This window comes from Kitasatospora sp. NPDC127067, assembly GCF_042724755.1.
Classification (GTDB): Bacteria; Actinomycetota; Actinomycetes; order Streptomycetales; family Streptomycetaceae; genus Kitasatospora; species Kitasatospora lactacystinica.
Genome location: NZ_JBHXEM010000005.1, coordinates 82,081 through 108,498, shown reverse-complemented (window position 1 = coordinate 108,498; position 26,418 = coordinate 82,081). Strand labels below are relative to the sequence as shown.

Below are 26,418 nucleotides of genomic sequence, written 5' to 3'. Positions count from 1 at the left end.
TACGAGACTGGTTGTGCCCCCGGTGGTTGGACCGTGGGTTGCGACCTTCCTCGCCGGCGGGGGCGCGACCGGCGGGCCCGGGCCCGCCGTTCGCGGCGGGTTCGGCGAGCGCCGGGTTCGGCGAGCGGCGGACGGGGCTCCCGCTTGACCCTGACGTTGGCGACAGGGTCGCAGGGTGGGGCCATGAACGACGAGAGCGGGACGCGGGGCAGGGTCGTGGTGGTCACCGGGGCCGGGACGGGGATCGGGCGGGAGACGGCGCGGGCCTTCGCGGCCGAGGGGGCACGGGTGCTGGCGGTGGGACGGCGGCTCGAACCGCTGGCCGGGACGGCGGCCGCGCACCCGGCGCTGATCGAGCCGCTGACCGCGGACGTGACCGGGCCGGACGCGCCGGAGGAGATCGTCCGGGTGGCCGTGGAACGGTTCGGGCGGCTGGACGTGCTGGTCAACAATGCCGCGATCGTGCAGAGCCGGCAGGGCCTCGGCGACTTCGACCGGGCGGGCGTCGAGGAGCTGCTGGCCACCAACCTGGTCGCCCCGGTGCTGCTCGGGCAGGCCGCGCTGCCCGAGCTGGAGCGGAGCCGGGGCGTGGTGGTCAACGTCAGCACGGCCGTCGGGCAGCGGGGCTGGCCGGGCAACTCGGTGTACGCGGCGAGCAAGGCGGCGCTGGAGACGGTCACCCGCAGCTGGGCGGTGGAGCTGGCGCCGCGCGGGGTCCGGGTGGTGGCGGTGGCGCCCGGGGCGATCGACACGCCGATCGGCGAGCACTCCGGGTACGGCCCCGAGCAGCGGGCGGCGATCCGGCGGTGGCAGATCGAGCACACCCCGCTGGGCCGGATCGGCCGCCCGGCGGAGGTGGCCTGGGCGATCACCCAACTGGCCTCGCCGCAGGCCTCGTTCGTGACCGGCGTAGTGTTCTCGGTGGACGGCGGCGCGCTGGTGGGCTGACCGGGAGGGGACGGGTGGCGGTGCGGATCGGCGAGCTGGCGGCCCGGACGGGCAGTACCGTGCGGGCTCTGCGGCACTACGAGCAGGCCGGGCTGATCGAGTCCGGGCGGGCGCCGAACGGCTACCGCGAGTACGGCGGGTCGGCGGTCGTCCGGGTGCGCAACATCCGCGCGCTGGTCGCCGCCGGGCTCACCCTGGAGGACCTCCGGCCGCTGCTGGGGTGCCTGGACGGGGACGTGCTGGCGGGCCGGCCGTCCGCGCGGGTGCTGGGGATCGCCCGGGAGCGGCTGGCGGTGCTGGAGCGCCGGATCGCCGCCCAGACGGAGGCCCGGGACCGGCTGGTGGCGGCGCTGACGGCGGCCGGGGAGGCGGATCCGGTGCCCACGAGCACCGGCCCGGTGCCCGCTGACACCGGCCCGCCGCCCACGGGCGGGTGACACCCCCGTTCGGGGGTGTGCAGGGCGCGGACGGGGGAGGACAGTGGGCGCATGCAGATTCCACTCTCCGTGATGGACTTCCTCGACCGGGCCGAGCTGGTCTACGGCGACCGGGTCGGCATCGTCGACGAGCCGGTGCAGCCGGCCGAATCCTGGGGCGAGCTGAGCTACCGCAGGGTCGCCGAGCTGGCCCGGGCCCAGGCCGCCGGGCTGGACCGGCTCGGCGTCGGGCCGGGCGAGCGGGTCGCGGTCGTCTCGCACAACTCGGCCCGGCTGCTGACCTCCTTCTTCGGGGTGAGCGGACACGGCCGGGTGCTGGTGCCGGTGAACTTCCGGCTGAAGGCCGAGGAGGTGTCGTACATCGTCGAGCAGAGCGGCGCCTCGGTGCTGCTGGTCGACCCCGAGGTCGCCGACTCCCTGCACGGGGTGGTGGCCAAGCACAAGTTCGTGCTGGGCGCGGACAGCGACGCCGTGCTGTACGACTTCGACGGCACCCCGCGGCGGTACGCGGTGGACGAGAACGACACCGCCACCATCAACTACACCAGCGGAACCACCGCCCGCCCCAAGGGCGTTCAGCTCACCCACCGCAACATCTGGCTGAACGCGATGCTGATGGGCCTGCACTACGGCGCGAACGACCGGGACGTCTACCTGCACACCCTGCCGATGTTCCACGCCAACGGCTGGGGCCTGCCGTTCTCGCTCACCGGCCTGGGCGCCCGGCACATCGTGCTGCGCAAGGTGGACGGCGCGGAGATCCTGCGCCGGGTCGAGCGGCACGGGGTGACCTTCCTGTCCGGCGCGCCGGCCGTGGTCCAGATGGTGCTGGACGCGGCCGCCGACCTGGACGGCCCGGTGCCCGGCCGGGACCGGGTGCGGATGATCGTGGCCGGCGCCCCGCCGCCGACCTCGGTGGTGCAGCAGGTCGAGGAACAGCTGGGCTGGGAGTTCATGCAGCTGTACGGCCTGACCGAGACCTCCCCCGCGGTCACGGTCAACCGCACCCGGGCCGAGTGGGACGCGCTGCCGGCCGCCGAACGGGCCGAGAAGCTGGTGCAGGCGGGCGCCCCGGCGCTCGGCACCCAGCTGCGGGTGGATCCCTCCGGTGAGGTGCTGGTGCGCTCCAACACCGTGCTGGACGGCTACTGGCAGCAGCCGGAGGCCTCGGCCGAGGCACTGCGGGACGGCTGGTTCCACACCGGCGACGGCGGCACCCTCACGGACGGGCAGCTGACCATCTCCGACCGCAAGAAGGACGTCATCATCAGCGGCGGGGAGAACGTCTCCTCGATCGAGGTGGAGGACTGCCTGTACGACCACCCGGCGGTCGCCGAGACGGCGGTGATCGGCGTGCCGCACGAGAAGTGGGGCGAGACGGTGAAGGCGCTGGTGGTGCTCCGGGAGGGCCACGAGGAGGTCACCGAGGCCGAGTTGATCGCGCACTGCAAGCAGCGGCTGGCCGGCTACAAGTCACCCACCACGGTGGAGTTCCGGGACGCCCTGCCGCGCACCGCCACCGGGAAGCTGCAGAAGTTCCGGCTGCGCGAGCCGTACTGGACCGGGCGGGAGCGCCAGGTCAACTGACGAGCCCCGACTCCCTCGCCGCGAGGGCGAGTTCGGTCCGGTTGCGGACGCCGAGCTTGTGCATCGCGGACTTGAGGTAGCCCGTCACCGTGTTGCAGGTCAGGCCCAGTCGGGCGGCGATCTCCGGGTTGGTCCGGCCGGTCGCCGCCCAGCGCAGCACCTCGTGCTCGCGCGGGGTCAACGGCGGTACGGGGGCGTCCTTCCGGGGCCGCTCGCGACTCCAGGCGGCGGCCCCGGCGAGCGCCCGGGCCGCCGCCCTCGCCAGCGTGCCGACCGCGGAGATCCGCACGTCCCCGAACGGGACGACGGTGCGCAGCGAGGCGTACACCACGCCGTGCACGGTGCCGCCGTCCATCAGCGGGACGGTGAGCATCGCGTACAGGTCCTCGGCGGCCACGGCCGCGTCGTAGTGGTGCGAAATCGTCGTCGCCGCACGGTAGTCGGGCACCCAGGTCGGCGCGCGTTCGGCGAGCGCCCGGCCGCCGAGGCCGAGTCCGGCCGGGACGGGGACGTCGTGCAGCAGGTCGGCCCGGGTGCCGGCCCAGTGCCGCAGCACCATGCCCTCGCTGTCGGGGCGGCTGCCGGGCAGCGGCTCGGGCACGCCGACCAGGCCGACGTCGGCGCCGCACTCGGCCACCACCCGGCGGGCGAGGTCACCGAGCACGGCGTCCCGCACCAGCTCGGCGGCGCGCGCGGCCAGTTCGGGGTCGTCGGGTCGCGCAGCGTCGGCGACGGGTTGCGCAAGGTGGGGGTCCGCAGCCCTGGTCATCGCGGAATTGTCACACGCGGTGGGGCCGGTGGCGAGAGTCCTGACATGCGTGTTTCGTGGAGTCGCGGACACCGGCGGCCGGGCGGGCATAGGGTGCGCCCGTACGCTACCGGCGGGTAGCAACTGCCGGACGGCAACCGCCTTCGACCGGAGGGAAACCGATGACCGACCCGAACACCCCGGGCGACGTCCTGGGCGGACTGCTGGCGGACCTGCGGGACGAGAGCGCGGTGCTGGACGACCTGGTCGCCGGACTGCCCGCCGGGGGCTGGGCCCGCCCGACGCCCGCCGAGGGCTGGACGGTGGCGCACCAGATCGCCCACCTGGCCTGGACCGACGACTGGACGGCCCTGGCCGCGCGCGACCCGGAGGGCTTCGGCACCTCGCTCGGCGGGCGCTTCACCGAGCTGGTGGCGGCCGGCGCCGACCCGGTCGAGGAGGGCGCCCGCACGGGTGCGGCCGCCGAGCCCGCGGCACTGCTCGCCCGCTGGCGGGCCGGTCGGGCGCAGGTGCTGGCCGCACTCGCCGCCGCCCCGGCCGACGTCCGGCTGCCCTGGTTCGGCCCGCCGATGAAGCCCGCCTCGATGGCCACCGCCCGGCTGATGGAGACCTGGGCGCACGGCCAGGACGTCGCGGACGCACTCGGCGCCACCCGTGAGCCCACCGACCGGCTGCGGCACATCGCCCACCTGGGGCTGCGCACCCTGGGCTTCGCCTTCACCCTGCACGGACTGCCCGCGCCCGAGCAGCCGGTCCGGCTCGACCTGACCGCGCCGGACGGCGGGACCTGGTCCATCGGCCCGACCGGGGCCGAGGACGTGGTGTCCGGCCCCGCCCTGGACTTCTGCCTGCTGGTGACCCAGCGCCGCCACCGGGACGACCTCGCCCTCACCGCCACCGGGCCGGTCGCCACCGCCTGGCTCCCGATCGCCCAGGCCTTCGCCGGAGCGCCGGGCAAGGGGCGGCAGCCGGAGGCGCAGGCGTAGGGACCGATCCGCTCAGAGGCCGATCCGGAGCGGGGCGAGCCGGGTGGCGATCAGGTTGGTGGCGCCCCGGTCGCGCTCGATGTACCCGTGGACCAGCAACCCGGCCCGGTCCAGGGCGGTGCGGCGCTGGGACTCCCAGACCGGGCGGTTGCAGATCACGTTGATCAGCCCGGTCTCGTCCTCCAGGCTGAGGAAGAGCACCCCGCCGGCCGTCGGCGGCCGCTGCCGGTGGGTGACCAGGCCGCCGACCACCACCGCCGTTCCCGGCGGTACGTCCGGGAGCCGGTCGGCGCAGAGGGCGCCGCCGCGCTCCAGCCGGGCGCGCAGGTGCTGGAGCGGGTGGCTGGTGGCGGAGGTGCCGGTGGCCCACAGGTCGGCGATGGTCTCCTCGACCGGGCTCATCCCGGGCAGCTCCGGCGCCTCGGTGCCGGGCGTGGTGCCGGGGATCAGATCGGCCGATATCCCGGCGAACGCCCCTGCCGCCCACAGCGCCTGACGCCTCGTCAACCTGAAGCAGTCGAAGGCCCCGGCCGTCGCCAGCGCCTCCAGGGCGGGCCCGGGCAGGCCGGTGCGGCGGGCGAAGTCCTCCAGGTCCGCGTACGGCTGCCCGGCCACGATCGCCTCGGCCTGCGGGGTGCCGATGCCGCGCACCGTCTCCAGGCCGAGCCGGATCGCCGGCTGCGGGCGCCCTGCCGTCAGCGGCGGCCCGGGGGTCGGCCCCCGGTACGGTTCCAGGGTGGGCCGCGCCCCGCTGGCGTTGACGTCCACCCCGCGCACCCGCACGCCGTGCCGGCGGACGTCCGCGACCAGGCTGAGCGGCGAGTAGAAGCCCATCGGCTGGTTGGCCAGCAGGGCACAGGTGAAGGCCGCCGGGAAGTGGTGCTTCAGCCAGGCGCTGGCGTACACCAGGTAGGCGAAGCTGATCGCGTGGCTCTCCGGGAAGCCGTAGTTGGAGAAGGCCTCGATCTTGCCGTAGACGTCCTCCGCCACCTCGGGCGGGATGCCGCGCTCGGCCATCCCGCCCAGCAGCCGGTCGCGCAGCCGGGCGACCCGCTCGTGCGAGCGCTTGGCGCCCATCGCCTGCCGCAGCCGGTCGGCCTCGGCCGGGGTGAACCCGGCGCAGTCGATGGCGAGTTGCATCATCTGCTCCTGGAACAGCGGCACCCCCAGGGTCTTGCCGAGCGCGTTCTCCATCAGCGGGTGCGGGCAGCCGGCCGGCTCCGCCCCGGCGCGGCGGCGCAGGTACGGGTGGACGGAGCCGCCCTGGATCGGTCCGGGGCGGATCAGCGCGACCTCGACCACCAGGTCGTAGAAGTGGTCCGGCTTGAGCCGGGGCAGGGTCGCCATCTGCGCCCGGGACTCGACCTGGAACACGCCGACGGTGTCGGCCCGGCGCAGCATCGCGTACACGCCCTCGTCGTCGTCCGGGATGGTGGCCAGGTCGTAGCGCAGACCGTGGTGCTCCGCGACCAGGTCGCAGGCGTCGTGCAGGGCGGCCAGCATGCCGAGGCCGAGCAGGTCGATCTTCACCAGTCCGGCGCCGGCGGTGGACTCCTTGTCCCACTGGAGCACGGAGCGCCCGGGCATCCGGGCCCACTCCGTGGGGCAGATCTCGCCGATCGGCTCCCGGGTGAGCACCATGCCGCCCGAGTGGATGCCCAGGTGCCGGGGCAGGCCGTGCAGCTGGGTGGCGAGCTGGAGCACGTCGGCGGGGATGACGGCGTCCGCGCCGGGGGCCGAGCGGAAGTCGGTCTGCCGGCTGAACGCGTCCACCTGCCCCTGCGGGTAGCCGAGCACCCGGGCGGCGTCGCGGATCGCCAGCCGGGGCCGGTAGGTGATCACATTGGCGACCTGGGCGGCGTGCTCGCGCCCGTAGCGGCCGTAGACGTACTGGATGACCTCCTCGCGGCGGCGGTTCTCGATGTCCAGGTCGATGTCGGGCGGCCCGTCCCGGGCCGTGGAGAGGAAGCGTTCGAACAGCAGCTTGTAGTGGATCGGGTCGACGGCGGTGATCCCGAGGGCGTAGCAGACCGCCGAGTTGGCGGCCGAGCCGCGGCCCTGGCACCAGATGTCCCGGCTCCGGCAGAAGTCCACGATGTCGTGCACGATCAGGAAGTAGCCGGCCAGGTCGAGGTCCTCGATCACGTCCAGCTCCCTGCCGAGCTGGCGGCGGGCGGCGGCGTTGCCGGGGCCGAAGCGGCCCGGGCCGCCGGCCGCGACCAGGGCGCGCAGGTGGCTGATCTCGCTCTCGCCCTCGGGCACGGGGAAACCGGGCAGCTCCGGATCCAGCCGGGCGAAGTCGAAGGCGCAGGCCCGGCCGAGTTCGGCGGTGGCCCGCTGCACCCCGGGGAAGCGGGCCAGCCGGCCGGCCATCTCGCGGCCCGAGCGCAGGTGCGCGGTGCCGGCCGCCCTGGTCCAGCCGACCGCGTCCTGGAGGGTGCGGCGGTCGTGCAGCGCGGCGAGGCTCTGCGCGAGGCGGCCCTGGGCGGGGCCGGCGTGGTGGGCGTTGGTGGAGGCGACGACGGGGAGCCGCGCCGTCGCCGCGAGGGCGGCGAGGGCGTCGTTGCGCCGGTCGTCGCCGGGCAGCCACTGGTCGATCAGCTCGACGTGGACGTTCTCGCGGCCGAACGCCTCGGTGAGGGTACGGAGCCGACGCTCGGCCTCGCCCCGGTCGGGCAGCGCGGCGGGGACCCGGCCGAGCCGGCAGCCGGTGAGCACCGCCCAGTGGCCGTCGTGCGCCCCGGCGAGCGCCGCGAGGTCGTACACCGGGCTGCCCTTGGCGCCGCCGGCCAGCTGGGCGGCGGCGATCGCGGCCGAGAGGCGGCGGTAGCCGGCCGGGTCGCGGGCGAGGACCAACAGGTGCTCCTCCGCCCCGCCCTCGCGAACGGTCAGCTCGGCGCCGAACACGGTGGCCAGGCCCGTACCCCGGGCCGCCTCGGCGAGCCGGACGGCCCCGTACAGGCCGTCGTGATCGGTGATCGCGAGGCTCTCCACGCCCAGCCGGACCGCCTCGGCGACCAGGTCCTCCGGGTCGCTGGCGCCGTCCAGGAAGCTGAAGGCGGAGTGGACGTGCAGCTCGGCCCAGGGCTCGGCGGCCCTACCCGGGCCGGTCCCCAGCTCGGGCTCCGCCGGAGCGGGAGGGGATTCGGGAGCGGGGGCAGGCTCGGGAGCAGGGGGAAGCTCGGGAGCGGGGCGGCGCAGCGGGACGACCGTGCGGTCCGGCGCCGCACCGGTCAGCCGGCGGTGCAGCTCGCTCCAGGGGAGGGTGGGGTGGCTGGTGAAGCCCATCGGGGTTGCCTTCGTCGTTCTCGTGCTCGTTCCACTCCCCCCGGGTCCGGGCCGGCCGCTAGTCGTAGCCGGCCTCCAGGTACCAGGCACCTCCCTCCACGGTGAGCAGCAGCGCCCGGCCACCGCCCACCACGACCTGGAACCGCGCCCGGCGCCGGGCCAGCGACTGGTCCCACCAGTACTCGACCGCCGGCCAGGGACCGGTCCAGCCGTCCACCCGCTCCTCCCGGCCCCGGACCACGACCAGGACCGGCCGGGCCGACACCCCCGCCCGGCCGTCCACCGTGACCGGCTGCCCGGCCCCGTCCAGCACCCGCACCGGCGCGGGCTCCCGCAGCACCACGGCGGGCCACACCTCCGGCAGCCGCCCCGGCCAGGGCGCGTCGGCCGCCACCGCCGCCTCGTACGGCTCGCCCCACGGCACCTTGACCGCCTGCTCGCCAGGGCCGCGCCCACCCGCCGGTTCGATCCGGCGCAACCCCGCGTGGCCGAGCACCGCCTGCACCCGGGCGACCGCGCGCTCCACCCGGTCGTCCGCGACGGCCTGGCCCCACAGCGCGAGCTGGCGGCCCTGGTCCGGGGAGAGGCCGTCGGGGGCCAGCCGGAGCAGGGTGAAGCCCGTGTCCTCCCCGCCTTCCCCGTTGCCGGCGAAGGTGCCCGCGCCCTGCCAGGCCTGCAGCTGCCAACGGACCCGCTCGGCCAGCGCCGTCGCGGACAACCGGCCCTCGTGCCGCCACAGCCGGGAGGCCGTCCGACCGTCCGCGCAGGCCACCTCGACGGCCACCCGGCGGCAGGTCAGCCCGGCCCCGGCCAGCCGCCGGTGCAACTGCTCGGCCAGCGTGCGGGCGACGAACACCAGCGGCTCGGCCAGCGGCTCCGGCGGGTCGAAGCGCTGCTCGACGGCGAGGTCCGGCTCCTCGTCGCGCGGCACCAGCGGGCGCGGCTGCAAGCCGTGGGCCAGCCGGTGCGCGACCGTCCCGGACGGGCCGAAGCGGTCCGCGACCGACTCGGCCGGCAGGGCGGCGAAGGCCCCGACGGTGGGCAGGCCGAGCCGCCCCAGCAGTTCGGCCAGCGTCTCGTCGCCCAGCGCGCTCACCGGGTACGGGGCGAGGAACTCCGCCGTCCGGCCGGCCGGGACCAGCACCCCGGCCCGGGCGGCGAGCACGGCGGCGAACAGGCCGTCGGCGACACCGACCCGGGCCTGCGGGGCGGCTTCGGCCGGAGCGGTCCGGGTCTGCGGGGCGGCTTCGGGTAGGGATGCGGTTGCCGGTCGGGCCTCGACGGCCACCGCGCCCGGGACGGCGTCCGGGACGAGGGGCCGTCCGAGGGCGTCCGCCACCGCTCTGCCGACCTTGCCGGCCAGCGCCTCCTCGCCGCCGAAGTAGCGGCCCGGGCCCTTCACCGGGATCGCGCACAGTCCCGGACGGATCACCTCCACCCGGGGCGTGAACGCCTCCACCGCCGCGACCACCGGCTCGAAGCGGCGGGTCTCCGCCTCCGGGTCGCGGTCGCGCAGCTCCAGCTCCGGACAGAGCCGCTGGGCCAGCTTGAGCCGCTGCCCCTGCCGCACCCCGGCCGCCCGGGCGCCCGCCGAGCAGGCGAGGATCCGCCCGCCCTCGGTCACCGCGACCGGGTCGTCGCCGGTGACGGCCACCACCGGCCAGTCCGGGCACCAGACCACCAGCACCCGGGGGGTTCCGTCGTCCGCCATCTCAGACCACCGCCGCCACGCGGGGTGCCATCGGCTCCGCCGCCGGTATCGCCGGTAGTGCCGGTAGCGCTGGTAGTGCCGGCATCGCCGGTTCCGCCACCGGCTGCGGCCGTCCCTGTCGCGGCTGTTCCTGGAGCGGGCGCACCGCGCCGTGCTCGTCGGGCAGCCAGAGCCGGGCCGTCCGGCTGCGCACCGCCGAGCCGCGGCCCTCGGCCACCACCTCCACCTGCCGGCCGACGAGCTGCCCGTGGCCGTCGCCCAGCCCGAACCAGCGCCCGGAGCGCACCCCCAGCCGCAGCACCGCGCCCGGCCACGGTCCGGCGACCAGCAGCACGCAGCCGCTGCGCCGCAGCACCGCCGCCAGCCGGGCGGCCAGCTTCGGCGGCACCGGCCCGTCCGGGCGCAGCATGATCAGCTCGACCGCGCCGGCCAGCACCGAGACCACTTCGGCCCAGTGCGGCCCCGGATCGTCCGCGACCAGCAGCCGCCGCAGGTCCAGTCCGTACCCCTCGGCGGCGGCCAGCCCCAGGTCCGGCAGTCCGACCGCCGCGGCCCAGCCGCCCTCGGTCTCCTTCACCCCGGCGGCGAGCGCCAGCAGCAGCCCGGTGTCCCCGCCCGCCACCGACACCGCCGTCCCCCGGCGCAGCCCGGCGTCGGGCAGCACCTCCCGCAGCGCGGACGGCACCGGCAGCAGCCCCCGGGGCTCCGCCGTCCGCCCGGTGGCCGGTGTCGCCCGTCCCTCTCGCTCCTCCCGTTCCCGCGGCTCCCCCCGCTCCCCCCGCTCCCCCGGCGCGGCAGCCGGGGACGCCACCGGGCGGAGCACGGGGCGTGCGGGCTGCTCGGCGGTGGATTCGAAAACAGATTCGAAAACGGGCACACCCCCAGGATCGAACATTCGTTCGCAAAGATTCAAGTCCGACCTGGTCAACCCACCACGGGCCCGACGCGCCGAACGCCCCGGCCCCGGGGGTGCTGCCTCAGCGGCGGTCGCCCCGGGGTGATCGGGCCGGTGACCGCGTCCGGTGACCTGGGTACCGCTTCACCCGGGGACGGTTCCAGGGTTCGGCGGACCTCGCGGTCGGGGTCTCGGTCAGGGGTTTCGGGGTGTGCCCGGCTGGTCGATTTCGGCAGCGAGGTCGCGTGCGCAGGCGTCGAGGGCGGCAGCGATCGGTCGGAGCTCGCCGAGCCGGTCGGTGCGTTGCCGATGGCGGGTCTCGGCGAGTTGTCACCTGGTCGCGATGTCTGTCACCACGCGGCCGTCGGGATCGGTGACCGGCAGCGCAGCACCACCGCGCCGCCCTCCGCCGGATCCAACCGGTCGGCGGCAGCCGGCCGGCGCCGCAGCAGGGTCGGGCGCGACAGGTGCCGCCACACCGCGGCCACCGGCTGCGGGTAGTGACGGTAGAAGCACACAGCCCGGTGACCTGCGTCGTCGAAGGAGGCTGGACCCACCACGCGGGAGCCCGCCGCGCGGCTCACGAACGGCGAGTCCGTGAGCCGCGCGCGGGTACCGCCCCGCACCGAGCCGTCGGCCTACGCCCCGGACACCGCGCGCGACAGACGCAGCGGCGCCTCGACGGCGTCGGCGGCGCCGAGTTCGCGCACCGCCTCCCGCCGCGTCGCCGCGACCGGAGCCGCGAGCCGAGCCAAGGTCGCCGCCGGAGCGTGGACCGTCAGCTCGAAGTCGCGGCGCGCCTTGGCGTCCGGGGCGAGCGGCAGACGGATGCGGCCGTCCGCGACCATCCGGCGGACCCGGCTGCGGCTGAGACCGAGGCCGGACATGAGCAGGCGTTCGACCCGGACCGGGACCGGCAGCTCGAAGCTCACCAGCACCGTCAGCGGGGTCGGATCGTCGATCGCGTGGAGCGGCGTGCGCACCTCCAGCTCCCAGGTGCCGCTCCAGTCCAGGCTGTAGCCGTTCTTGGCGGCGAGCGACGCACTCATCGTCAGTTCCCGCACCACGGAGAGGTCGTTGTTCTCGTACGCCTCCCTGCGGGCGGGTTCCAGCGACGACGTGTGGACGCGCTCGTGGACGGGCACCTTCGAGGTCCGGTCGCAGCCCGCGCAGCTGAGCAGCAGCCAGACGTCGAGGAGCTTGCCGTTGGCGTTGACACGGATCTTGCCCGAGGGCCGGTGCCGCATGCTGGAGCAGTCCGGGCAGCTGCGGACGGCGGTGGGCAGCGCGGACTGGCGCACGGCCCAGCGGGCCTTGCGTTCGGTATGCATGGTGGTCTGTTTCCTGGTTCAGCAGGAACGCGCGCAGGCCGGATCGGCTGGATCGGCCGGGGCTCCTGGGATCTGACGAGTGCTCACGAGGGTGCGTGTCATCGCCTCGGGGCGGGTGGCCGCATGGCGGGGCGCCCCGAGGTCGATCGCGCGACAGGTCGTATCTCTCCGTGGCAACTCGCGACGGCGCGTCTCATCGCCTCGGGACATGACCGCATGGCCACATGGCGGCATGACGGCATGACGGCATGACGGCATGTGGTATGACGGCATGTGGCATGGCCGAGCGCCGAGGGCGGTCGATCGCGTGAGCGCGCGTGTCATCGACTCAGCGCGGGGCCGGTGGCTCGGCGCAGAGGTCGATCGCGTAGGGGTGAGTTGCTACGTGGCAGTCGTCAGCACAGGTACATGCCGCACATCGTGATCTGGGCCGCGCTCCCCCGCAACCGGTTTTTTCGGACCACCACCGTCGAACCAGCGCCGCCGGTTCCCCGCGCGAGCCGACGCCGAGCTTCGGACAGGCCTTCCAGAGGTGGCAGCCGACCGTTCGCGAACTCAGGAAGAGCTGGGCGGCGATGTCCCGGTTGGACATCCCCTGGGCGGCGAGGCGGACGATCTGCGTCTCCTGAGGCGTCGGGCCGGCGTAGTGCTCTGGTGATGCGCACGACGGTCGTCACCCGCCAGGTTGGGGCGCCGACCTTGACCAGCCGGTTCGCTGCCCCGGGCGGTGACAACCGCCGTGACCGGGCGAGGCAGGTGACAACAATCTCGACCACTTGGTGACAACTACCTCGACCGGTCACAACTCTCCGTGCACCCGGCCGCTCGCGCAGGCCGTACGGGCCGTGGCACGGCCGTCGGCGCCCCGCCGGGAACCCGGACGACTTTCCGCGGCGCGGGCCGAATCCTTTGGAGCGACCGGCGCCTCTTATAAACGTTCCGACAAACGTCGGGCACGGGATCCGGAGGTAGTGATGATCATCGGAATCGGCATCGCCGTCGCCCTGGTGCTGCTCTGCACCTGCATGCTGGCCGTGAAGCGCAAGCGAGCCGGGCGTGGCTGAATCGACCTGGCCCGGCGAACAGTTGATCGCCGCCGCGCAGGCCGGCGACGTCGACTCGATCGCCGCGCTGGTGTCGGGATCGCACCCCAATGTGCAGCGGTTCGCCCGCTCCCTCTGCGCCACCCCGGAGGACGCGGAGGACGCGGCGCAGGAGGCCCTGATCATCCTGTACCGCAAGATCGGGATGCTGCGGGCCTCCGGCGCCCTGGCGTCCTGGATGTTCCGCATCGTCCGCAACGAGTGCCTCCGGCGCGCACGGACCCGGCTGCGGGACCACGGCGCGCCGCTGCGACAGGACGTCTGCGTGGACTCCGCCGAGGAGGCCGCCCTGCGCCGCCTGGAAGCCGGCACGGTGGCGGCCGCGGTCGCCGCCCTGCCCCCCGACCAGCGCCGAGTGCTGATCATGCGGGACGTCCAGGGCCACAGCGGCCGGATGGTCGCCGACGCGCTGGGCCTCAGCACGGCGGCGATGAAGTCCCGTCTGCACCGGGCCCGTTCGGCGGTCCACCGGACACTGCGGCCCACCACCTGAATCCGCCCGTGGAGGGAACGATGACTGGAACGAAGCCCGGCACGATGACCGGAGCCGCCACCGGACCCGGGGGCCCCGACTTCGCGAGCAAGTCCCTGACCGAACACGTCGTGCGCGGCGTGGTGGGCATCGGCTCGCTGATCGGCTCGGTCGCCCTCGTCCCGGCGGTCGGGCCGGTCGGCCTGGCCCTCCTGCCGGTCGGCCTGCTCGCCCTGCGCGGCTGCCCGACGTGCTGGGCGATCGGCTTGGCGCAGACCGTCTCGCGGGGCCGCCTCCAGCGCTCCTGCGAGGACGGCCGGTGCAAGCTGGCCGCCGCCGACCGCCACGACGAGCACGGGGAGGAGGCGCGGTCGGCGGTCACGGGCTCCACCGTCTGAGTGGCTCCCACCGGAGGGCGGCGGGGCGGAAGGGCGGCGGGCACCGAAGGGGGCAGCGGGAGGGCTCGCCCCGACGAAGTCCGGGCCTCCGCCCCGCGACCCCGTGTTCCGCCGGTCGGGCGGCGGCACTCGCCCGACCGGATTACCGACAAGCGTTTTTTCCTTGACAAATTTTTTTGTCGGTTGGATGCTGGAACGGTGCTGGAAGTCGCCGTGATCGAAGAACCCGCTGCGGCCGAGGCCTCGCTGGACCCCATGCGGTCACGCCTCCTCGCCGCCCTGACCGAGCCCGGCTCGGCCGCCATGCTGGCCGCCCGGCTGGGGCTGCCCCGGCAGAAGGTCAACTACCACCTGAAGGAACTGGAGCGGCACGGCCTCGTCGAACTCGCCGAGGAGCGCCGCAAGGGCAACGTCACCGAACGGGTGTACCGCGCCACCGCGGCCTCCTACGTGATCTCCCCCAACGTCCTGGCCGCCGTGAGCCCGGACCCCGCCCGCTCCCCCGACCAGCTCTCCGCCCGCTGGCTGCTGGCGCTCGGCTCCCGGCTGGTGCAGGAGGTCGGGTCCCTGCTGACCGGCGCCTCCCGGGCCCGGCGGCGGGTCGCCACCTTCGGCATCGACGCGCAGGTGCGGTTCGCCTCCGCGGCCGACCGGGCCGCCTTCGCCGAGGAGTTGGCCCAGTCCGTGGCCGCCCTCGTCAGCCGCTACCACGACGAGTCCGCCCCCGGGGGCCGCAGCCACCGGGTGGTGGTCGGACTCCACCAGATCCCCGCCGCACAGCCCGGGGCGGAGGCGGGGGCGGCCGGGACCGGGGCCGGACCGGCCGGGACCGGGCCGGAGGCCGACGCCGCCGGCAGCGCGGCAGAAGGCGCCGGAACCGCACCGAACCAGGAGAACCCACGATGACCCACCCGTTCGAGATCGAGCTGGAGACCTCCCTCCCGGCGAGCCCGGAACAGGTCTGGGAGGCGATCGCCACCGGACCGGGAATCGACTCCTGGTTCATGGGCCGCAACGAACTGGACCCGCGCGAGGGCGGCACCGCCGTCATGGAGACCGGGGGCCACCGCGCGGAGGCGGTCGTCACCGCCTACGAGCCCGGCAAGCGCCTGGCCACCCGTACGGCCGCCGGCGAGGACGGCCGGTTCATGGCCTTCGAGTACCTGATCGAGGGCCGGGACGGCGGTGCCACCGTGCTCCGCGTCGTCCACAGCGGCCTGCTCGGCGACGACTGGCAGGACGAGTACGACGCGCTGCGCCGCGGCTGGCCCTTCCACCTCCACACGCTGCGCGAGTACCTCACCCACTTCCCCGGGCGCACCGCCGTTCCCGTCTTCGCCGCCGCGCCGTCGGCCGGCCGGCCGGAACCGGAGGTCCGGGCCCTCCTCGCCCACGCCCTGTCGCTGCCGCTCCCGGTCACCGCGGGCACGCGGGTCCACGGCGAACCGGCGGGCCTGCCCCCGCTGGACGGCGAGGTGGCCTGGGCGGACGACGAACGCTTCGAGGTCCGCACCGCCGACGGGCTCTACACCTTCCACCACGGCTCCGGCCTGATGCTGATGTTCCACCACCTCTTCGGCCCGGCTCCGGACGGGGCCGAGGCCGCCTGGCAGCAGTGGCTGTCCGGGGTCCTCGGCTGACCTGCTCCTTCCGGCCGTTCGGACCTCCCTGGCCCGACCCGGCCGGCCCGACCCGGCCGACTTACCCGCCCCGACCGGCCCGACCGCTCCAGATCCGCACGAGAACCGAGGAACCACCCATGCGCACCCTGATCAGCACCGCTTTCATCTCGCTCGACGGCGTCGTCGAGGGCCCCGGCGGCGAGCCCGGCTACCGCAACTCCGGCTGGACCTTCAAGGACATCGAGTTCCTCCCCGAGGCGTTCGAGATCAAGGGGCGGGAGCAGGAGGAGGCCACCGCGATGCTGCTCGGCCGGGTCAGCTACCAGGCGTTCAGCCCGGTGTGGCCGGACATGCCGGAGTTCGCCCGCTACAAGACGCTGCCGAAGTACGTCGTCTCCACCACCCTCACCGAGGACGACCTGGTGCCGAACTGGGGCGGGACCACCATCCTGCGCTCGCTCGACGAGGTCGCCGCGCTGAAGGAGACCGAGGGCGGCCCGATCATCGTCCACGGCAGCGCCGCCCTGAACCGCGCCCTCTCGGACGCCGGTCTGATCGACCGCTACCACCTGCTCGTCTTCCCGCTGCTGCTCGGCGCCGGCAAGCGCCTGTTCAGCACGACGGACAAGGACACCCAGAAGCTGAAGCTGGTCGAGCACGAGGTGTACGGGAACGGCCTGCAGAAGCAGGTCTTCGACGTCGTCCGCTGACCGTTCCCCGGCTGCTCCGCTCCCCTGCGCCGGCGGCGAGAGCGTCGACGGGGGTCTGGGCGGGGGCGGCCCTCCTGTCCGGTCTCCGGCCTCCGGTGTCCCGCGTCCCGGACCGGACCGGACCGGACCGGACCGTCAACGCTCCTCTGCGGTGCGCCAGATGAACACCTCGCTGCTCGGCTGCCGCTCCGAGAAGAGCCCCGACGGCGAGGTCCGGGCGAGGAGGCCGCGGAGGTCCGACTCGAAGGCCGGGCGGCGCTCCGCGAAGAGGTGCGGGGCCGAGGAGGAGAGCGCGAAGACGCCCGCGACCGCCTCGTCGGCCGTGCGCTCCAGCGGTCGCCCGCCCGGGACGACGATCCGCTGCGGGCCGGTGAAGCCCGACCGGGCGAGGACGGCGGCCTCGCCGTCCGGCGTGCCGTGCGGCAGCAGCCCCTGCCCGGCGCGGCGGACCGGGCCGAGGTAGTGCCGGACCAGCTCGCCGATCGCGGCGTACGGGACCGGCGGGTGCGGCAGCCCCTCGGTGGGCCGCGGTTCGCCCTTCAGGTCCGAGACGTGCGCCAGGGCGCCGCCGGGCCGCAGCACGCGCCGTACGGTCGCCGCCACCAGGTCGCGGTCCATCCAGTGGAAGGACTGGCCGAAGGTCGCCAGTGTGAAGGTACCGAGGCCCGACGGCAGTTCCTCGGTCCGGGCCCGCACCCAGGTGGCCTTGGGCTCCGCGGCACCGGCCCGGCGCGCCTCGGCGATCATCCCGGCGTCCGGGTCCACTCCGACGACCTCGCCGAACAGGTGCGCCAGGCCCAGCGCCAGCGTGCCCGGCCCGCACCCCACGTCGAGCAGCCGCCCCCGCCCGTCGAGCCCCAGCGCTTCGGCCAGCGCCTCCGCCAGTCCGGGGGCGTACGGGAGTCTGCCGCGGGTGTAGTGGGCGGCCGTTCCGGCGAACAGCGTCTCGTCCCAGGACCAGGGGTCGTCTGTCATGGCTGCTCCTCCAGGGGTCCGACCGGGGGTTCGGCCAGGGATCCGGCCCTGGGCGAACGGAGTTGATCCTGGCACGAGTTGACTCCTGGCCAGAGGTTCGCGGAGCGGGAAATCGATGGACAGGCATTCCGTGATCAGCAGACTGATCCCATGACCGTGACAGATGACAAGACCGACCTTCGGATCTACATCCAGGACGCCCGCGACGCCCTGCTCTGGAAGCTCGAAGGCCTCTCCGAGTACGACCTGCGCCGCCCGCTCACCCCCACCGGAACCAACCTGCTGGGCCTGGTCAAGCACGTCACCGGCGCCGAGGCCCTGTACTTCGGCGACACCTTCGGCCGCCCCTTCCCCGAACCGGCCCCCGTGTGGATCACCGGCGGGACCGAGCCGAACGGCGACCTGTGGGCGCGGGCGGACGAGAGCACCGAGGAGATCACCGGGCGCTACCGGCGGGTCTGGGCACACTCCGACGCCACCATCGAGGCCCTGCCGCTGGACGCCGTCGGCAAGGTCCCGTTCGGCGCCGGCCACGAACAGACCCTGCACCGGGTACTCGTCCACATGATCGCCGAGACCCACCGCCACGTCGGACACGCCGACCTGGTCCGCGAACTCGTGGACGGCGCCACCGGCCAGCGCTCCGACGGCGCCAACACCGCCCCCGGCGACGCCGACTGGTGGCGGTCCCACCACGACCGCGTGGAGCAGGCGGCCCGGCAGGCCGGCGGCCTGGCCTGAGCCGGAGGGGACCGGAGAGCCGGAGGGGCCGGAAAGTCGGAGGGACCGAGAGGACTGGAGGGCCGAGGGGGCCGGGGCCGTCAGCTCTCGTGCGGGGCCGCGTCCGCGCCGACGTGCCGCACCACGGTCGCCGCCCGGTCGGCGAGGGACCCCGGGGCGATCGGGACGCACACGTACCCGAACCCGGCATAGGCCTCCCGGTGGATCCGCTCGAACCGCAGCGACTCCTCGTACGAGATGCGCCGGGCCTCGGACGGGGTGACGAAGCCCGGGCTCTCCACGAAGAACACCCGCCGCTCGTACACCCCCGCCTCCCGGATGCGGTCGAGCTCCCGGGTGAGGGCCCGGGTCACCGGATGGCCGAGGTACACCGCCAGGGCGTACGTGCACACCGGCGAGCGGTCGAAGAACCGCACCTCCCCCGGTCGGCCGACGGCCCCCTCCTGCCGTCGCCGCTGCAGGTCGACCACCGCGTCCACGAACGACGGGTCCGTCCACGGCTCCGGATCGCCCTGGGCCTGCCGCAGCGCGATGACGTCCGTCGCGGCCTCCTCGACCACCGGATGGCCCGCCCACTCCAGCCACCGCAGGATCGCCGTCTTCCCGGCCCCCGGGGTGCCGGTCAGCAGGTAGCGCTTCATCCCCGCACTCTACGGACCGGGTGGAGCGGCAGCGAAGCGGCTCCCTAGGATTTCGGGCATGGGGACCTCCGGCGTGACGGGTACGGAGCAGGGCGCGAGGGTGACCGTCCGGTGCGCGGACTGCGGCGGCGACGCGGTCCGGAGCTTCGGACAGTTCCTCCTGCACGGACGGGAGTTGTGGTGGGACGCCGAGCGTTTCTGCCCGCAGTGCGGCGCCGCCTGCTGCGAGGACGCGGGCCCGGAGGCCGCACCCCAGGACGTCCGCGAGACGCTGCTGACCACCCACGGACCGGCCCGGCTCCGGCTCACCGGGCCGCTCACCGACCCGGTGGCCGCGCTGCGGACGCTCCGCGAAGGAGCGGGCATCACACTCCGGCAGGCGCGGGAACTCCTCGACGAGCTGCGGGACTTCGGCCTCAGCGGGACAGCCGTAGAGATGGCTTACTGGCGGGCGCGGCTGGCCGGGCGCGGAATCGAGGCGGAGGTGGCGGACGGCTTCGGGAGGGCGTACCGGTACGTGGGGCCGCCGGAGCTGTGGGCGGCGGGCGACGGCACCGGTGGTGGCGGTCAACGGTCGCGGACGGTGGGCGAGTTCGCCGCCTGGGTGGAGGGGCGGTCGGCGGAGGAGCTCGCCGAACCGTTCACCTTCGTGGTCGACCTCGGCGGCGCGCTGCGGCTCGCTCCGCGCCGCAGCGAGCATGTGGACTGTGCGGGCGGGGAGTTGGTGCTGAGCGCCGGGGAGATCGGGTTCCGGCGGTCACCGGACGGATGGGAGGTCGAGACGGTCAGCAACCACTCCACCGGCTACTGCCCCGACACCACGTCCTGGCCCGCCGTCGCCACCGCCCTCGCCCGCCTCGGGCTGCCGCACCCCGACGCCTTCACCCACGCGGTGGTCTTCCGCCGCTGCCCCCGGTGCGCCCGGTGCAACCTCGTCCGCGAGGAGCACTACGCCTGCGTCTTCTGCGACGCGGACCTGCCCGAGCACTGGAACGTCGACGGGGCCGCGCTACCGTGAGCCGCCCAAGCGCGCTCCCCTCCGCCCACACGCGGCGAGCGCCCCGAGCGACCAACCGAACCCACCCCGCCCCCGGCCGGCCGCTCACACCGACCCGCCGCCGCACCCCTCCCCCGCCCGGGAGTCCTCGGTGTTGTCGGGCCGGGCCGCTAGGGTCTGTGGGTCACGGGGCAGGCAGGGAAAGGGTTGGGGCACGTGGGGTTTGTGCGGGCGGCGGAGCTGCCGGGTGAGGTGGTGCACGCGGGGAGTCGGGAGTTCCTGGTGCGGGAGGGGCTTCCGGCGACCGGGGCGTTCCTGGACTTCGAGGCACTCGGCGACGGGGAGCTGACGGCGTTCCCGGCGGAGGCGGAGCGGCTGTTCGTCCTCGGGGAGACGGAGTACTGCACGCCGTTCGCCGCCGGCGGGAGCCTGGTGCTGCTGGACGGGGTGACCGGCGAGGTGTTCCTGGACAACGGTGGCCCACGGCGCGACCTGCTGGCCTCCGGCGTGGCCGCGCTGGCGGGCCTGGTGCGCGAGGTGGACGCGGTGGCCGAGGGGGCCCGGCGGCCGGAGGCGCTGGACGGGCGGCGCGGGCCCACCGTGGTGGCCGAGGTGCTGGCGGGGGCCGAGCAGCGGATGCGGGAGATCGATCCCGGGCTGTTCGACGACGGGTCCGCGCCGCCCCCGCACTGGGGCACCGCGCTGCTGGTGGGGGCGTTGGGCTGGGGCGCGCTGCCGGGCGGGCCGGGCGGGCCCGCGTACGAGACGGCCCCGGAGCTGGTGGCGGAGCTGGCCGCGCTGACGGACCAGGACGGCGGCCCCGGCCGGGTGCACCGGTTCCGGCCCGAGGAACTGCCCGCCGCTCTCGTGCACGAGCCGACCCGGCGGCTGCTGACCGAGGTCGGCCTGCCGCTGGGCGGGGCGATGTTCGGGGTGTGCGAGGAACCGCTGGTCACCATGGGCGAGGCGTACCCGGAGTACTTCGACGGCGAGGAGGAACGGCCGTACCAGCGGGACTTCCTCGCCCTCGGGGACTGGCCGACCGACCTCACGATCGCCCTGGACGGCGCCACCGGCCGGCTGGAGCTGCCGGACTGGTACGACGACGGCCACCCCGAGGCCTACCTGAACCGCGACCTGTCCGCCCTGCTCTACGCCCTCTGGACGTACGAGCGGCTGCGCGCCGAGTGGGACCGCTGGGAGTACGGCCGGGCCCGGGGCACCTGGGCGGTGTTCGATCCGCAGGCGCTGCTGAGCGCGGTGGTGGACCGACTGGTGGAGACCGTCGACCCGGAGGCGTTCGCCTCGCCCGGCTGCTCCTGGCGACTGCTCGCCGAGGACGGGCACATGGGCGGCCTGCTCGGCTGAGCGCTTCGCCCGGCCAGGCTCCGGTGACGGGCGGTGGCCGGGGCGCCGGGCGGCGGGAGGCGGGAGGCGGGCGGCGGGAGGCGGGAGGCGGGAGGCGGGAGGCGGGAGGGGTGGCGGGCCGGTCGACGCGCTGCGGGAGGGGTGACGGCCGGGCGTAGGCTGAGCCGATTCGATCACTTGAGAAGGCGTCGAAGGGAGCTGCGAGGGATGCGCAGCGATACGGGGGAGCTCTACCGCGCGTTCGCGGAGAGGGAGGCGCACGGCAACTCGCCGATCTACCAGGAGCTGGCCGAACGCGTCGCCGAGGAGCGGCAGTTGTGTGCGCTGCTGGATGGGCTGCCCATCGCGAAGCGGCAGCCGAACCTGTTGTTCGGCGCGGTCCGGCACCTGGGCGGGCCGGTGACGGAGGGCTGGCCGGCCTTCCACGGCTGGGCGGCGGAGCACTGGGCCGGGGTCTCGGCGACGATGCTGGAGCGGCGGACGCAGACCAACGAGGCGGGCCGCTGCGCCACCCTGCTGCCGCTGCTGGCCGCGCTGCCGCAGCCGCTCGCCCTGATCGAGGTCGGCGCCTCGGCCGGACTCTGCCTGTACCCGGACCGGTACCGGTACCGGTACCGGTACCGGTACGTGGCCGGAGACGGGCGCAGGAGTGGGGGCGGGAGCGGCAGCGGCAGCGGCAGCCGGGCCAGTACCCCGGTCGCCGAGTTCGGCGCCGAGGCGAGCCCGGTGACGCTGGACTGCGCGGTGAGCGGTCCGGTGCCGCTCCCCGGATCCCTGCGGGAGCGGCTGCCCGAGGTGGTGTGGCGGGCCGGGATCGACCTCAATCCGCTGGATGTGCGGGCCGAGGAGGACGTGCGGTGGCTGGAGTCGCTGGTCTGGCCCGAGCAGACCCACCGGCTGGACCGGCTGCGCGGCGCCGTCCGGGTCGCCCGGGCCGAACCGCCGCTGCTGGTGCGCGGCGATCTCAACGCGACGGTGGGCGAGTTGGTGGCTCGGGCCCCGGCGGGGTCGACGCCGGTGGTGTTCCACAGCGCGGTACTCGCGTACCTGTCACCGGAGGAGCGGGAGGAGTTCGCGGCGACGATGCGCGAGCTGCCCGGCCACTGGATCTCCAACGAGGCGGTTTCCGTGCTGCCGACCGTCGCCCGACGCCTCCCCCGCCCGGCCCCGGCCGGCTCCGGACTGTTCGCGCTCGCGCTGGACGAGCGGCCGGTGGCCTTCACCGGGCCGCACGGGCAGTCCCTGGACTGGTTCGGCGAGGCGTGGCCCGGCGAGGCAGAGAGGCACAGGCGGTGCGCGGCGGTGCGCGGCGGTGTACGGCAGCGGGTAAACCGGCGGGAGTCTCGGGCTTGAAGCTGCCGCAGCGGCAGCTTCTACCGTCGTGACCAGGGCCGGAGAACCGGCCCCGGTCCACGCGAACGTGGGGACGTGGAGAACGAGGGAGGCGGCCATGGCCTGGCCCATCGCCGATGTGGCCCGGATGTCCGGCGTGACCGCCAGGACGCTGCGGCACTACGACGAGATCGGACTGCTGCCCCCGGCCTGGATCGGATCCAACGGCCACCGCTACTACGAGGAACGGCAGTTGCTCCAGCTGCAACAGATCCTGGTACTGCGGGCACTGGGCGTGGGGCTGACCGAGATCGCCCGGATCCTGGGCGATCAGGTGGACGAGTTGGAGGCCCTGCGGGGCCACCGCCGCCGGCTGGTCGCCGAGCGCGACCGGCTCGACGCCCTGGCCACCACTGTTTCCCGCACGATCGCCGACCTGGAACGCTCCCGGAAGGACGGCACGCCCATGACCATCAACCGCCCCGAGAACCTGTTCGAGGGCATCCAGCCCGACGACGTCGACGCGAGCCTGCGCGACTTCCCCGAGCACGCCGAGGCGGCTCGGCGCGCGACCGCCGCGATGTCTCCGGCCGAGATCGAGGCCGGACAGCGCGAGCGGACCGCCCGCATGATCCACCTGGCGGAGCTGATGGCGGCCGGCCACCCGGCCGACGCCGAGCCCGTGCAGAGCACGATCGACGAGGAGTACCAGCTGCTCCGCACCATCCGTTCGGTTCCGGCCGAGGAGTACCTGGCGATCGCCCGTTCCTGCACCGAGAACGAGCAGTGGAGCGCCGCGTACGAGGCCATCGCCCCGGGCCTGGCCGCGTACCAGCGTGCCGCCATGGAGGCGTACGCGGCGGCGCGGCTGTCCTGAGCCGGGTCGGGCCGGACCGGACCGGCCTGGCCCAACCCGGTCCGGTCCGGGAGCCTTACGGGGGGCTCCCGGACCGGGTCGGACGCCGGGTGGCTCCGCTCCTGGTCCTCCCTCCTTGTCACTCCGTGCGCAGCGCCGTGACCGTCCGGGTGCGGGCCGCCCAGGTGGCCGGGAGGGCGGCGCCGAGCAGGGCCAGCACCAGGCCGCCGAGTATCAGCGGCCCCGCCACCGGCGGGGCGAACACGGCGAGGTCGGCGTCCGGCACCCCGATTCCGGCGGCCCGGGCCATCGCGGGCATCACCTGGTGGTGCACCAGGACACCGATCGGGACTCCGATCAATCCGGCCGCCAGCCCGCTGCCGCAGACCGAGGTGAGCACCATGCCGACCGTCTGCCGGGGTGCCATCCCGAGCGCCTTGAGCACCCCGAGGTCGTGCACCCGTTCCCTGGTGTCCAGCAGCACGGTGTTGAGCACCCCGAGCCCCGCCACCACGGAGAGCAGCAGTGTGAGCACGCCCGCCAGGGTGTTCATCGCCAGCACCACGATGTTGAGGTGCTCCCCGCCGGGTTCGGCGCCCAGGCCCATCGGCTTCACGGCCTGGTCCAGCCCGTCGGCGTAGGACTGCGCGTCGGTGCCCGGGGTGAGGTCGATGTGGAAGGTGAGCGCCTCGGCGTGGATCGCTCCACCGAGCGGCGCCAGCGTGGCCCGGTCCGTGAACACCACGTCGTTGGTGGTCAGGACCTCGCCGGTGATCTTCGCCGGGGTGCTGCGGCCGTGGTCGGTGAGTGTGACGGTGTCACCGACCTTCGCCTCGTTGGCCCGCAGGTAGGCGGCGGCCACCACCACCTCGCCGGGGCCGTGGAACCAGCGGCCGGAGACCAGTTGGAAGCCGCTCCAGGAGGCGTCGCCGCTGAACGCGACCACCTCGGAGCGCCCGGTGTTCCCGGCCAGGGCGACCGGGGCCGGGGCGGTGCTGTACCAGGCGCGGGTGCCCGTTCGGGACTCGACGGCCTTGGCCACGGCCGCCTCGTCCACGTGGTCGACGGGCTGCGCGGCGCCCTCGATCGGGACCTGGACCACCACCTTGCCCGCGCGGTCGGCCGTCAGGCCCTCCTGGATGGAGCTCAGCGAGAGCGTCAGACCGACGCAGAGGGTGACCCCGACCGTGCCGAGCACCACGGCGGCACCGGTGGTCGCCGAGCGGCCCGGCCGGTTGAGCGGGGAGGCCAGCCCGAGGCTGAACGCACGTGGCACCGGCAGCCGGCCGATCAGGTCCTGCGCCCGGGACAGCGGACCCGCCGCCCCCGCCCCGCCGGCCGTGCGGCGGGCGGCCGCCCGCTTGGCGCCGGGAGCCGTCCGGCCGACCGCGAGTGCCTCCACCGTCCGCAGCCGCCCGGCCCGCAGGGCCGGTACCACCGCGGTGCCCGCCACGGCCGCCAGCGCCGCCACCGCGACCACGGCGTCCACCCAGACCGGGATGCCGAGCAGCCCGCCGCGCAGGGCCTTGTGGGCCAGCCCGAGGACCGGTACGGAGAGCAGGTTTCCGAGGAGCACGCCGAGCGCCGTGCCGAGCCCGGCGGGGATCAGCGCCTGGCCGACGTAGGCGCGTGCCACCTGGGCGGGGGTGAAGCCCAGGGACTTGAGGATGCCGATCCGCCGGGTGGCGGCACTGACGGCGCCGCTGACCACGACGCCGATGATCAGCACCGACATGGCCAGCCCGAGCACCCCGAAGGCCGTGACGAACGGGACGAAGGTCGAGGCCGTCCGGTTCGCCTCCTCCCGGGCGGGCCGGTAGGAGGTGACCGCGGCGAGCGCGTCACCGGGGACGGCGGCGGCCAACGCGGCGCGGTCCGCGGCCACCTCGGCGTCGTCGTCGGCGTGGGCGAAGCGGTAGAGGTACTGGACCGCGGGCACCGTGCCGGGCGCCGCCAGCCCGGCCACCTGCTCCGGGGCGACCCAGCCGTCCGCGCTCCAGGAGACCGAGGCCGCCAGGCCGACGACCTTGAGCGTCGGGTGCCCCGGCCGGTCCGGGAACTCCATGCTGTCGCCGACCGCCAGCGGGGAGTGCCCGTCCAGGAACACCACCTCACCGGGGCCCGCGATCCAGCGGCCTTCGGTGATCCGCAGGCCGTCCAGTGGGCCGTCCTGGGCGCGGCCGACCAGCGTCATCGGCGGCAGCGGGCTCCCGGCCGGCGGGATCCGGGTGTCGGGGCCGGAGCGCGGCTGGACGGTCACCGCCTGGTAGGGGCCGGCCGTGGCCGTCACGCCGGGCGCGTGGGCCGTCGCGGCGAGCTGGGCGGGGCTCGCTCTCTCCCGGTCGTACAGCACGCTGAGGTGGGCGCCGCGCTGGTCCGCGAAGGAGCGCTGGTAGGGGCCCTGGGCGGCGACCAGCAGCCCGAGCGCGAGGATGCACGCCGTCACGGACACCATCGTGGTGAGCACCATCACCAGTGTCTGCACCCGCCGGCGGCCGACGCCGGCGCGCACCACCTTGCCGAGCGCGCTCATCGGCCACCGCCCGGCGCCGGCGCGGCCGCCGTGTCCCGGACCAGCCGGCCGTCGAGCAGTTCGATCGTCCGGTCGGCACAGGCGTCGGCGAGCGCGGTGTCGTGCGTGACCAGCAGGATCGTCTGGCCCTCCGCGTTGAGCCCGCGCAGCAGGTCGCGGACGTCGGCGGCCGAGGCGGTGTCCAGCGCTCCGGTGGGCTCGTCGGCCAGCAGCAGCGGCGGACGGTTCATCAGCGCCCGGGCCACCGCGACCCGCTGGCGCTCACCGCCGGAGAGCCGGCCGGGGAAGGCCTTGGCGTGCCGGGCCACTCCCAGCCGCTCCAGCAGTTCCCCGGCCCGGGCCCGGGCCGGCTCCCGCCGCATCCCCGCGAGCTGGGCCGGGAGCAGCACGTTGTCCTCCGCGGTCAGGTCGTCCAGCAGGTTGAAGAACTGGAACACCATGCCGATCCGCGCCCGCCGGTACTCGGCCAGCGCGGCCTCGCCGAGCCGGTGCACGGCGACGCCGTCCACCTCCACCTCGCCCTCGCTCGGGCGGTCGAGGCCGGCGACCAGGTTCAGCAGGGTGGACTTGCCGCTGCCCGAGCGGCCGAGCACGGCCAGCGCCTCGCCGGCCCGGACCTCCAGGTCGAGCCCGGCCAGGGCGGGACGGGCGGCGTCGGATCGGTCGTACGTCTTGCTGACGCCGCGGATCCGGATGATCGGCGCTTTCACGGGCCCTC

General features: G+C 75.0%; 24 protein-coding genes and 1 pseudogene. 14 read left to right on the top strand and 11 right to left on the bottom strand.

What is annotated here, in order from left to right:
• The first annotated feature begins 183 nt into the window (after positions 1–183).
• Genes ACFWJ4_RS03855 through ACFWJ4_RS03845 form a run of 3 tightly spaced genes read left to right on the top strand, consistent with a single transcriptional unit; the run spans position 184 to position 2,972 of the window.
• The gene (locus ACFWJ4_RS03855) at positions 184–948 is read left to right on the top strand and encodes an SDR family NAD(P)-dependent oxidoreductase (protein WP_380538799.1); all 765 of its coding nucleotides are present in this window, start codon (positions 184–186) and stop codon (positions 946–948) included.
• A gap of 20 nt (positions 949–968) precedes the next feature.
• Positions 969–1,385: a MerR family transcriptional regulator gene (locus ACFWJ4_RS03850; RefSeq protein ID WP_380538858.1), complete on the top strand. Its 417-nt coding sequence runs from the start codon at positions 969–971 to the stop codon at positions 1,383–1,385.
• Positions 1,386–1,436: 51 nt separating this feature from the next.
• Positions 1,437–2,972: an AMP-binding protein gene (locus tag ACFWJ4_RS03845; protein ID WP_380538797.1), complete on the top strand. Its 1,536-nt coding sequence runs from the start codon at positions 1,437–1,439 to the stop codon at positions 2,970–2,972.
• On the opposite strand, the gene ACFWJ4_RS03840 is transcribed toward ACFWJ4_RS03845, so the two are convergent.
• Positions 2,965–3,741: a LuxR C-terminal-related transcriptional regulator gene (locus tag ACFWJ4_RS03840; RefSeq protein ID WP_380538795.1), complete on the bottom strand. Its 777-nt coding sequence runs from the start codon at positions 3,739–3,741 to the stop codon at positions 2,965–2,967. The genes ACFWJ4_RS03845 and ACFWJ4_RS03840 overlap by 8 nt on opposite strands.
• A gap of 161 nt (positions 3,742–3,902) precedes the next feature.
• Here ACFWJ4_RS03840 and ACFWJ4_RS03835 point away from each other — a divergent pair, with 161 nt between their 5' ends.
• Positions 3,903–4,727 carry a TIGR03084 family metal-binding protein gene (locus ACFWJ4_RS03835; protein ID WP_380538793.1) on the top strand — a complete coding sequence of 275 codons (825 nt, stop codon included), beginning with the start codon at positions 3,903–3,905 and terminating at the stop codon, positions 4,725–4,727.
• A gap of 12 nt (positions 4,728–4,739) precedes the next feature.
• Here ACFWJ4_RS03835 and ACFWJ4_RS03830 read toward each other — a convergent pair whose 3' ends face one another.
• The 6 genes and pseudogenes from ACFWJ4_RS03830 to ACFWJ4_RS03805 all read right to left on the bottom strand — a co-directional run.
• A complete protein-coding gene (locus tag ACFWJ4_RS03830; RefSeq protein ID WP_380538791.1) occupies positions 4,740–8,015 on the bottom strand; it encodes an error-prone DNA polymerase in 3,276 nt (1,091 codons plus the stop codon).
• 58 nt (positions 8,016–8,073) lie between these two features.
• The gene (locus ACFWJ4_RS03825) at positions 8,074–9,726 is read right to left on the bottom strand and encodes a DNA polymerase Y family protein (RefSeq protein WP_380538789.1); all 1,653 of its coding nucleotides are present in this window, start codon (positions 9,724–9,726) and stop codon (positions 8,074–8,076) included.
• A gap of 1 nt (position 9,727) precedes the next feature.
• A complete protein-coding gene (locus tag ACFWJ4_RS03820) occupies positions 9,728–10,411 on the bottom strand; it encodes a hypothetical protein (RefSeq protein ID WP_380538787.1) in 684 nt (227 codons plus the stop codon).
• Between the two features lie 560 nt (positions 10,412–10,971).
• Positions 10,972–11,139 (bottom strand): hypothetical protein, encoded by a 168-nt coding sequence (locus ACFWJ4_RS03815; RefSeq protein WP_380538785.1) that lies wholly within the window; start codon positions 11,137–11,139, stop codon positions 10,972–10,974.
• A gap of 120 nt (positions 11,140–11,259) precedes the next feature.
• Entirely contained in the window at positions 11,260–11,952 is a 693-nt protein-coding gene (locus ACFWJ4_RS03810; RefSeq protein WP_380538783.1) for a DUF1062 domain-containing protein, read from the bottom strand.
• 475 nt (positions 11,953–12,427) lie between these two features.
• Positions 12,428–12,586: pseudogene (locus tag ACFWJ4_RS03805) on the bottom strand (helix-turn-helix transcriptional regulator); the annotation flags it as partial.
• Between the two features lie 422 nt (positions 12,587–13,008).
• On the opposite strand from ACFWJ4_RS03805, the gene ACFWJ4_RS03800 reads away from it, so the two are divergent.
• The 5 genes from ACFWJ4_RS03800 to ACFWJ4_RS03780 all read left to right on the top strand — a co-directional run bounded on the left by ACFWJ4_RS03800 (position 13,009) and on the right by ACFWJ4_RS03780 (position 16,257).
• On the top strand, positions 13,009–13,548 hold the full coding sequence (locus ACFWJ4_RS03800; RefSeq protein ID WP_380538781.1) for an RNA polymerase sigma factor: 540 nt from the start codon (positions 13,009–13,011) through the stop codon (positions 13,546–13,548).
• A 20-nt stretch (positions 13,549–13,568) separates the two neighbouring features.
• Positions 13,569–13,925 carry a hypothetical protein gene (locus ACFWJ4_RS03795; protein WP_380538779.1) on the top strand — a complete coding sequence of 119 codons (357 nt, stop codon included), beginning with the start codon at positions 13,569–13,571 and terminating at the stop codon, positions 13,923–13,925.
• 198 nt (positions 13,926–14,123) lie between these two features.
• A complete protein-coding gene (locus ACFWJ4_RS03790; protein ID WP_380538777.1) occupies positions 14,124–14,831 on the top strand; it encodes an ArsR/SmtB family transcription factor in 708 nt (235 codons plus the stop codon).
• Positions 14,828–15,565 (top strand): SRPBCC domain-containing protein, encoded by a 738-nt coding sequence (locus ACFWJ4_RS03785; RefSeq protein WP_380538775.1) that lies wholly within the window; start codon positions 14,828–14,830, stop codon positions 15,563–15,565. The genes ACFWJ4_RS03790 and ACFWJ4_RS03785 overlap by 4 nt, the downstream gene beginning before the upstream one ends.
• Before the next feature lie 119 nt (positions 15,566–15,684).
• Positions 15,685–16,257 carry a dihydrofolate reductase family protein gene (locus ACFWJ4_RS03780; RefSeq protein ID WP_359900117.1) on the top strand — a complete coding sequence of 191 codons (573 nt, stop codon included), beginning with the start codon at positions 15,685–15,687 and terminating at the stop codon, positions 16,255–16,257.
• 135 nt (positions 16,258–16,392) lie between these two features.
• Here ACFWJ4_RS03780 and ACFWJ4_RS03775 read toward each other — a convergent pair whose 3' ends face one another.
• The gene (locus tag ACFWJ4_RS03775; RefSeq protein ID WP_380538773.1) at positions 16,393–17,232 is read right to left on the bottom strand and encodes a class I SAM-dependent methyltransferase; all 840 of its coding nucleotides are present in this window, start codon (positions 17,230–17,232) and stop codon (positions 16,393–16,395) included.
• Positions 17,233–17,382: 150 nt separating this feature from the next.
• On the opposite strand from ACFWJ4_RS03775, the gene ACFWJ4_RS03770 reads away from it, so the two are divergent.
• The gene (locus ACFWJ4_RS03770) at positions 17,383–17,973 is read left to right on the top strand and encodes a DinB family protein (protein ID WP_380538771.1); all 591 of its coding nucleotides are present in this window, start codon (positions 17,383–17,385) and stop codon (positions 17,971–17,973) included.
• Between the two features lie 80 nt (positions 17,974–18,053).
• Here the strand turns inward: ACFWJ4_RS03770 and ACFWJ4_RS03765 are convergent, their stop codons facing one another.
• Positions 18,054–18,614, bottom strand: coding sequence for an ATP-binding protein (locus ACFWJ4_RS03765; RefSeq protein ID WP_380538769.1), 561 nt, complete (start codon positions 18,612–18,614; stop codon positions 18,054–18,056).
• A gap of 58 nt (positions 18,615–18,672) precedes the next feature.
• Here ACFWJ4_RS03765 and ACFWJ4_RS03760 point away from each other — a divergent pair, with 58 nt between their 5' ends.
• From ACFWJ4_RS03760 to ACFWJ4_RS03745, 4 genes are all read left to right on the top strand, one after another.
• Positions 18,673–19,632 (top strand): hypothetical protein, encoded by a 960-nt coding sequence (locus ACFWJ4_RS03760; protein ID WP_380538767.1) that lies wholly within the window; start codon positions 18,673–18,675, stop codon positions 19,630–19,632.
• 195 nt (positions 19,633–19,827) lie between these two features.
• Positions 19,828–20,979 carry an SUKH-4 family immunity protein gene (locus ACFWJ4_RS03755; protein ID WP_380538765.1) on the top strand — a complete coding sequence of 384 codons (1,152 nt, stop codon included), beginning with the start codon at positions 19,828–19,830 and terminating at the stop codon, positions 20,977–20,979.
• Between the two features lie 207 nt (positions 20,980–21,186).
• Entirely contained in the window at positions 21,187–22,332 is a 1,146-nt protein-coding gene (locus ACFWJ4_RS03750) for a DUF2332 domain-containing protein (protein WP_380538763.1), read from the top strand.
• A 97-nt stretch (positions 22,333–22,429) separates the two neighbouring features.
• Positions 22,430–23,188, top strand: a complete 759-nt coding sequence (locus ACFWJ4_RS03745; protein ID WP_380538761.1) for a MerR family transcriptional regulator — start codon at positions 22,430–22,432, stop codon at positions 23,186–23,188.
• 118 nt (positions 23,189–23,306) lie between these two features.
• Here the strand turns inward: ACFWJ4_RS03745 and ACFWJ4_RS03740 are convergent, their stop codons facing one another.
• A complete protein-coding gene (locus ACFWJ4_RS03740) occupies positions 23,307–25,700 on the bottom strand; it encodes an FtsX-like permease family protein (protein WP_380538759.1) in 2,394 nt (797 codons plus the stop codon).
• A complete protein-coding gene (locus ACFWJ4_RS03735) occupies positions 25,697–26,410 on the bottom strand; it encodes an ABC transporter ATP-binding protein (RefSeq protein WP_380538757.1) in 714 nt (237 codons plus the stop codon). The genes ACFWJ4_RS03740 and ACFWJ4_RS03735 overlap by 4 nt, the downstream gene beginning before the upstream one ends.
• Positions 26,411–26,418 lie beyond the last annotated feature (8 nt).

Coding starts and splice junctions, on each gene's coding strand:
- ACFWJ4_RS03855 (WP_380538799.1), top strand. CDS start 184: ATGAACGACGAGAGCGGGACGCGGGGCAGGGTCGTGGTGGTCACCGGG.
- ACFWJ4_RS03845 (WP_380538797.1), top strand. CDS start 1,437: ATGCAGATTCCACTCTCCGTGATGGACTTCCTCGACCGGGCCGAGCTG.
- ACFWJ4_RS03840 (WP_380538795.1), bottom strand. CDS start 3,741: ATGACCAGGGCTGCGGACCCCCACCTTGCGCAACCCGTCGCCGACGCT.
- ACFWJ4_RS03835 (WP_380538793.1), top strand. CDS start 3,903: ATGACCGACCCGAACACCCCGGGCGACGTCCTGGGCGGACTGCTGGCG.
- ACFWJ4_RS03830 (WP_380538791.1), bottom strand. CDS start 8,015: ATGGGCTTCACCAGCCACCCCACCCTCCCCTGGAGCGAGCTGCACCGC.
- ACFWJ4_RS03825 (WP_380538789.1), bottom strand. CDS start 9,726: ATGGCGGACGACGGAACCCCCCGGGTGCTGGTGGTCTGGTGCCCGGAC.
- ACFWJ4_RS03810 (WP_380538783.1), bottom strand. CDS start 11,952: ATGCATACCGAACGCAAGGCCCGCTGGGCCGTGCGCCAGTCCGCGCTG.
- ACFWJ4_RS03795 (WP_380538779.1), top strand. CDS start 13,569: ATGACTGGAACGAAGCCCGGCACGATGACCGGAGCCGCCACCGGACCC.
- ACFWJ4_RS03785 (WP_380538775.1), top strand. CDS start 14,828: ATGACCCACCCGTTCGAGATCGAGCTGGAGACCTCCCTCCCGGCGAGC.
- ACFWJ4_RS03780 (WP_359900117.1), top strand. CDS start 15,685: ATGCGCACCCTGATCAGCACCGCTTTCATCTCGCTCGACGGCGTCGTC.
- ACFWJ4_RS03775 (WP_380538773.1), bottom strand. CDS start 17,232: ATGACAGACGACCCCTGGTCCTGGGACGAGACGCTGTTCGCCGGAACG.
- ACFWJ4_RS03770 (WP_380538771.1), top strand. CDS start 17,383: ATGACCGTGACAGATGACAAGACCGACCTTCGGATCTACATCCAGGAC.
- ACFWJ4_RS03765 (WP_380538769.1), bottom strand. CDS start 18,614: ATGAAGCGCTACCTGCTGACCGGCACCCCGGGGGCCGGGAAGACGGCG.
- ACFWJ4_RS03760 (WP_380538767.1), top strand. CDS start 18,673: ATGGGGACCTCCGGCGTGACGGGTACGGAGCAGGGCGCGAGGGTGACC.
- ACFWJ4_RS03750 (WP_380538763.1), top strand. CDS start 21,187: ATGCGCAGCGATACGGGGGAGCTCTACCGCGCGTTCGCGGAGAGGGAG.
- ACFWJ4_RS03745 (WP_380538761.1), top strand. CDS start 22,430: ATGGCCTGGCCCATCGCCGATGTGGCCCGGATGTCCGGCGTGACCGCC.
- ACFWJ4_RS03740 (WP_380538759.1), bottom strand. CDS start 25,700: ATGAGCGCGCTCGGCAAGGTGGTGCGCGCCGGCGTCGGCCGCCGGCGG.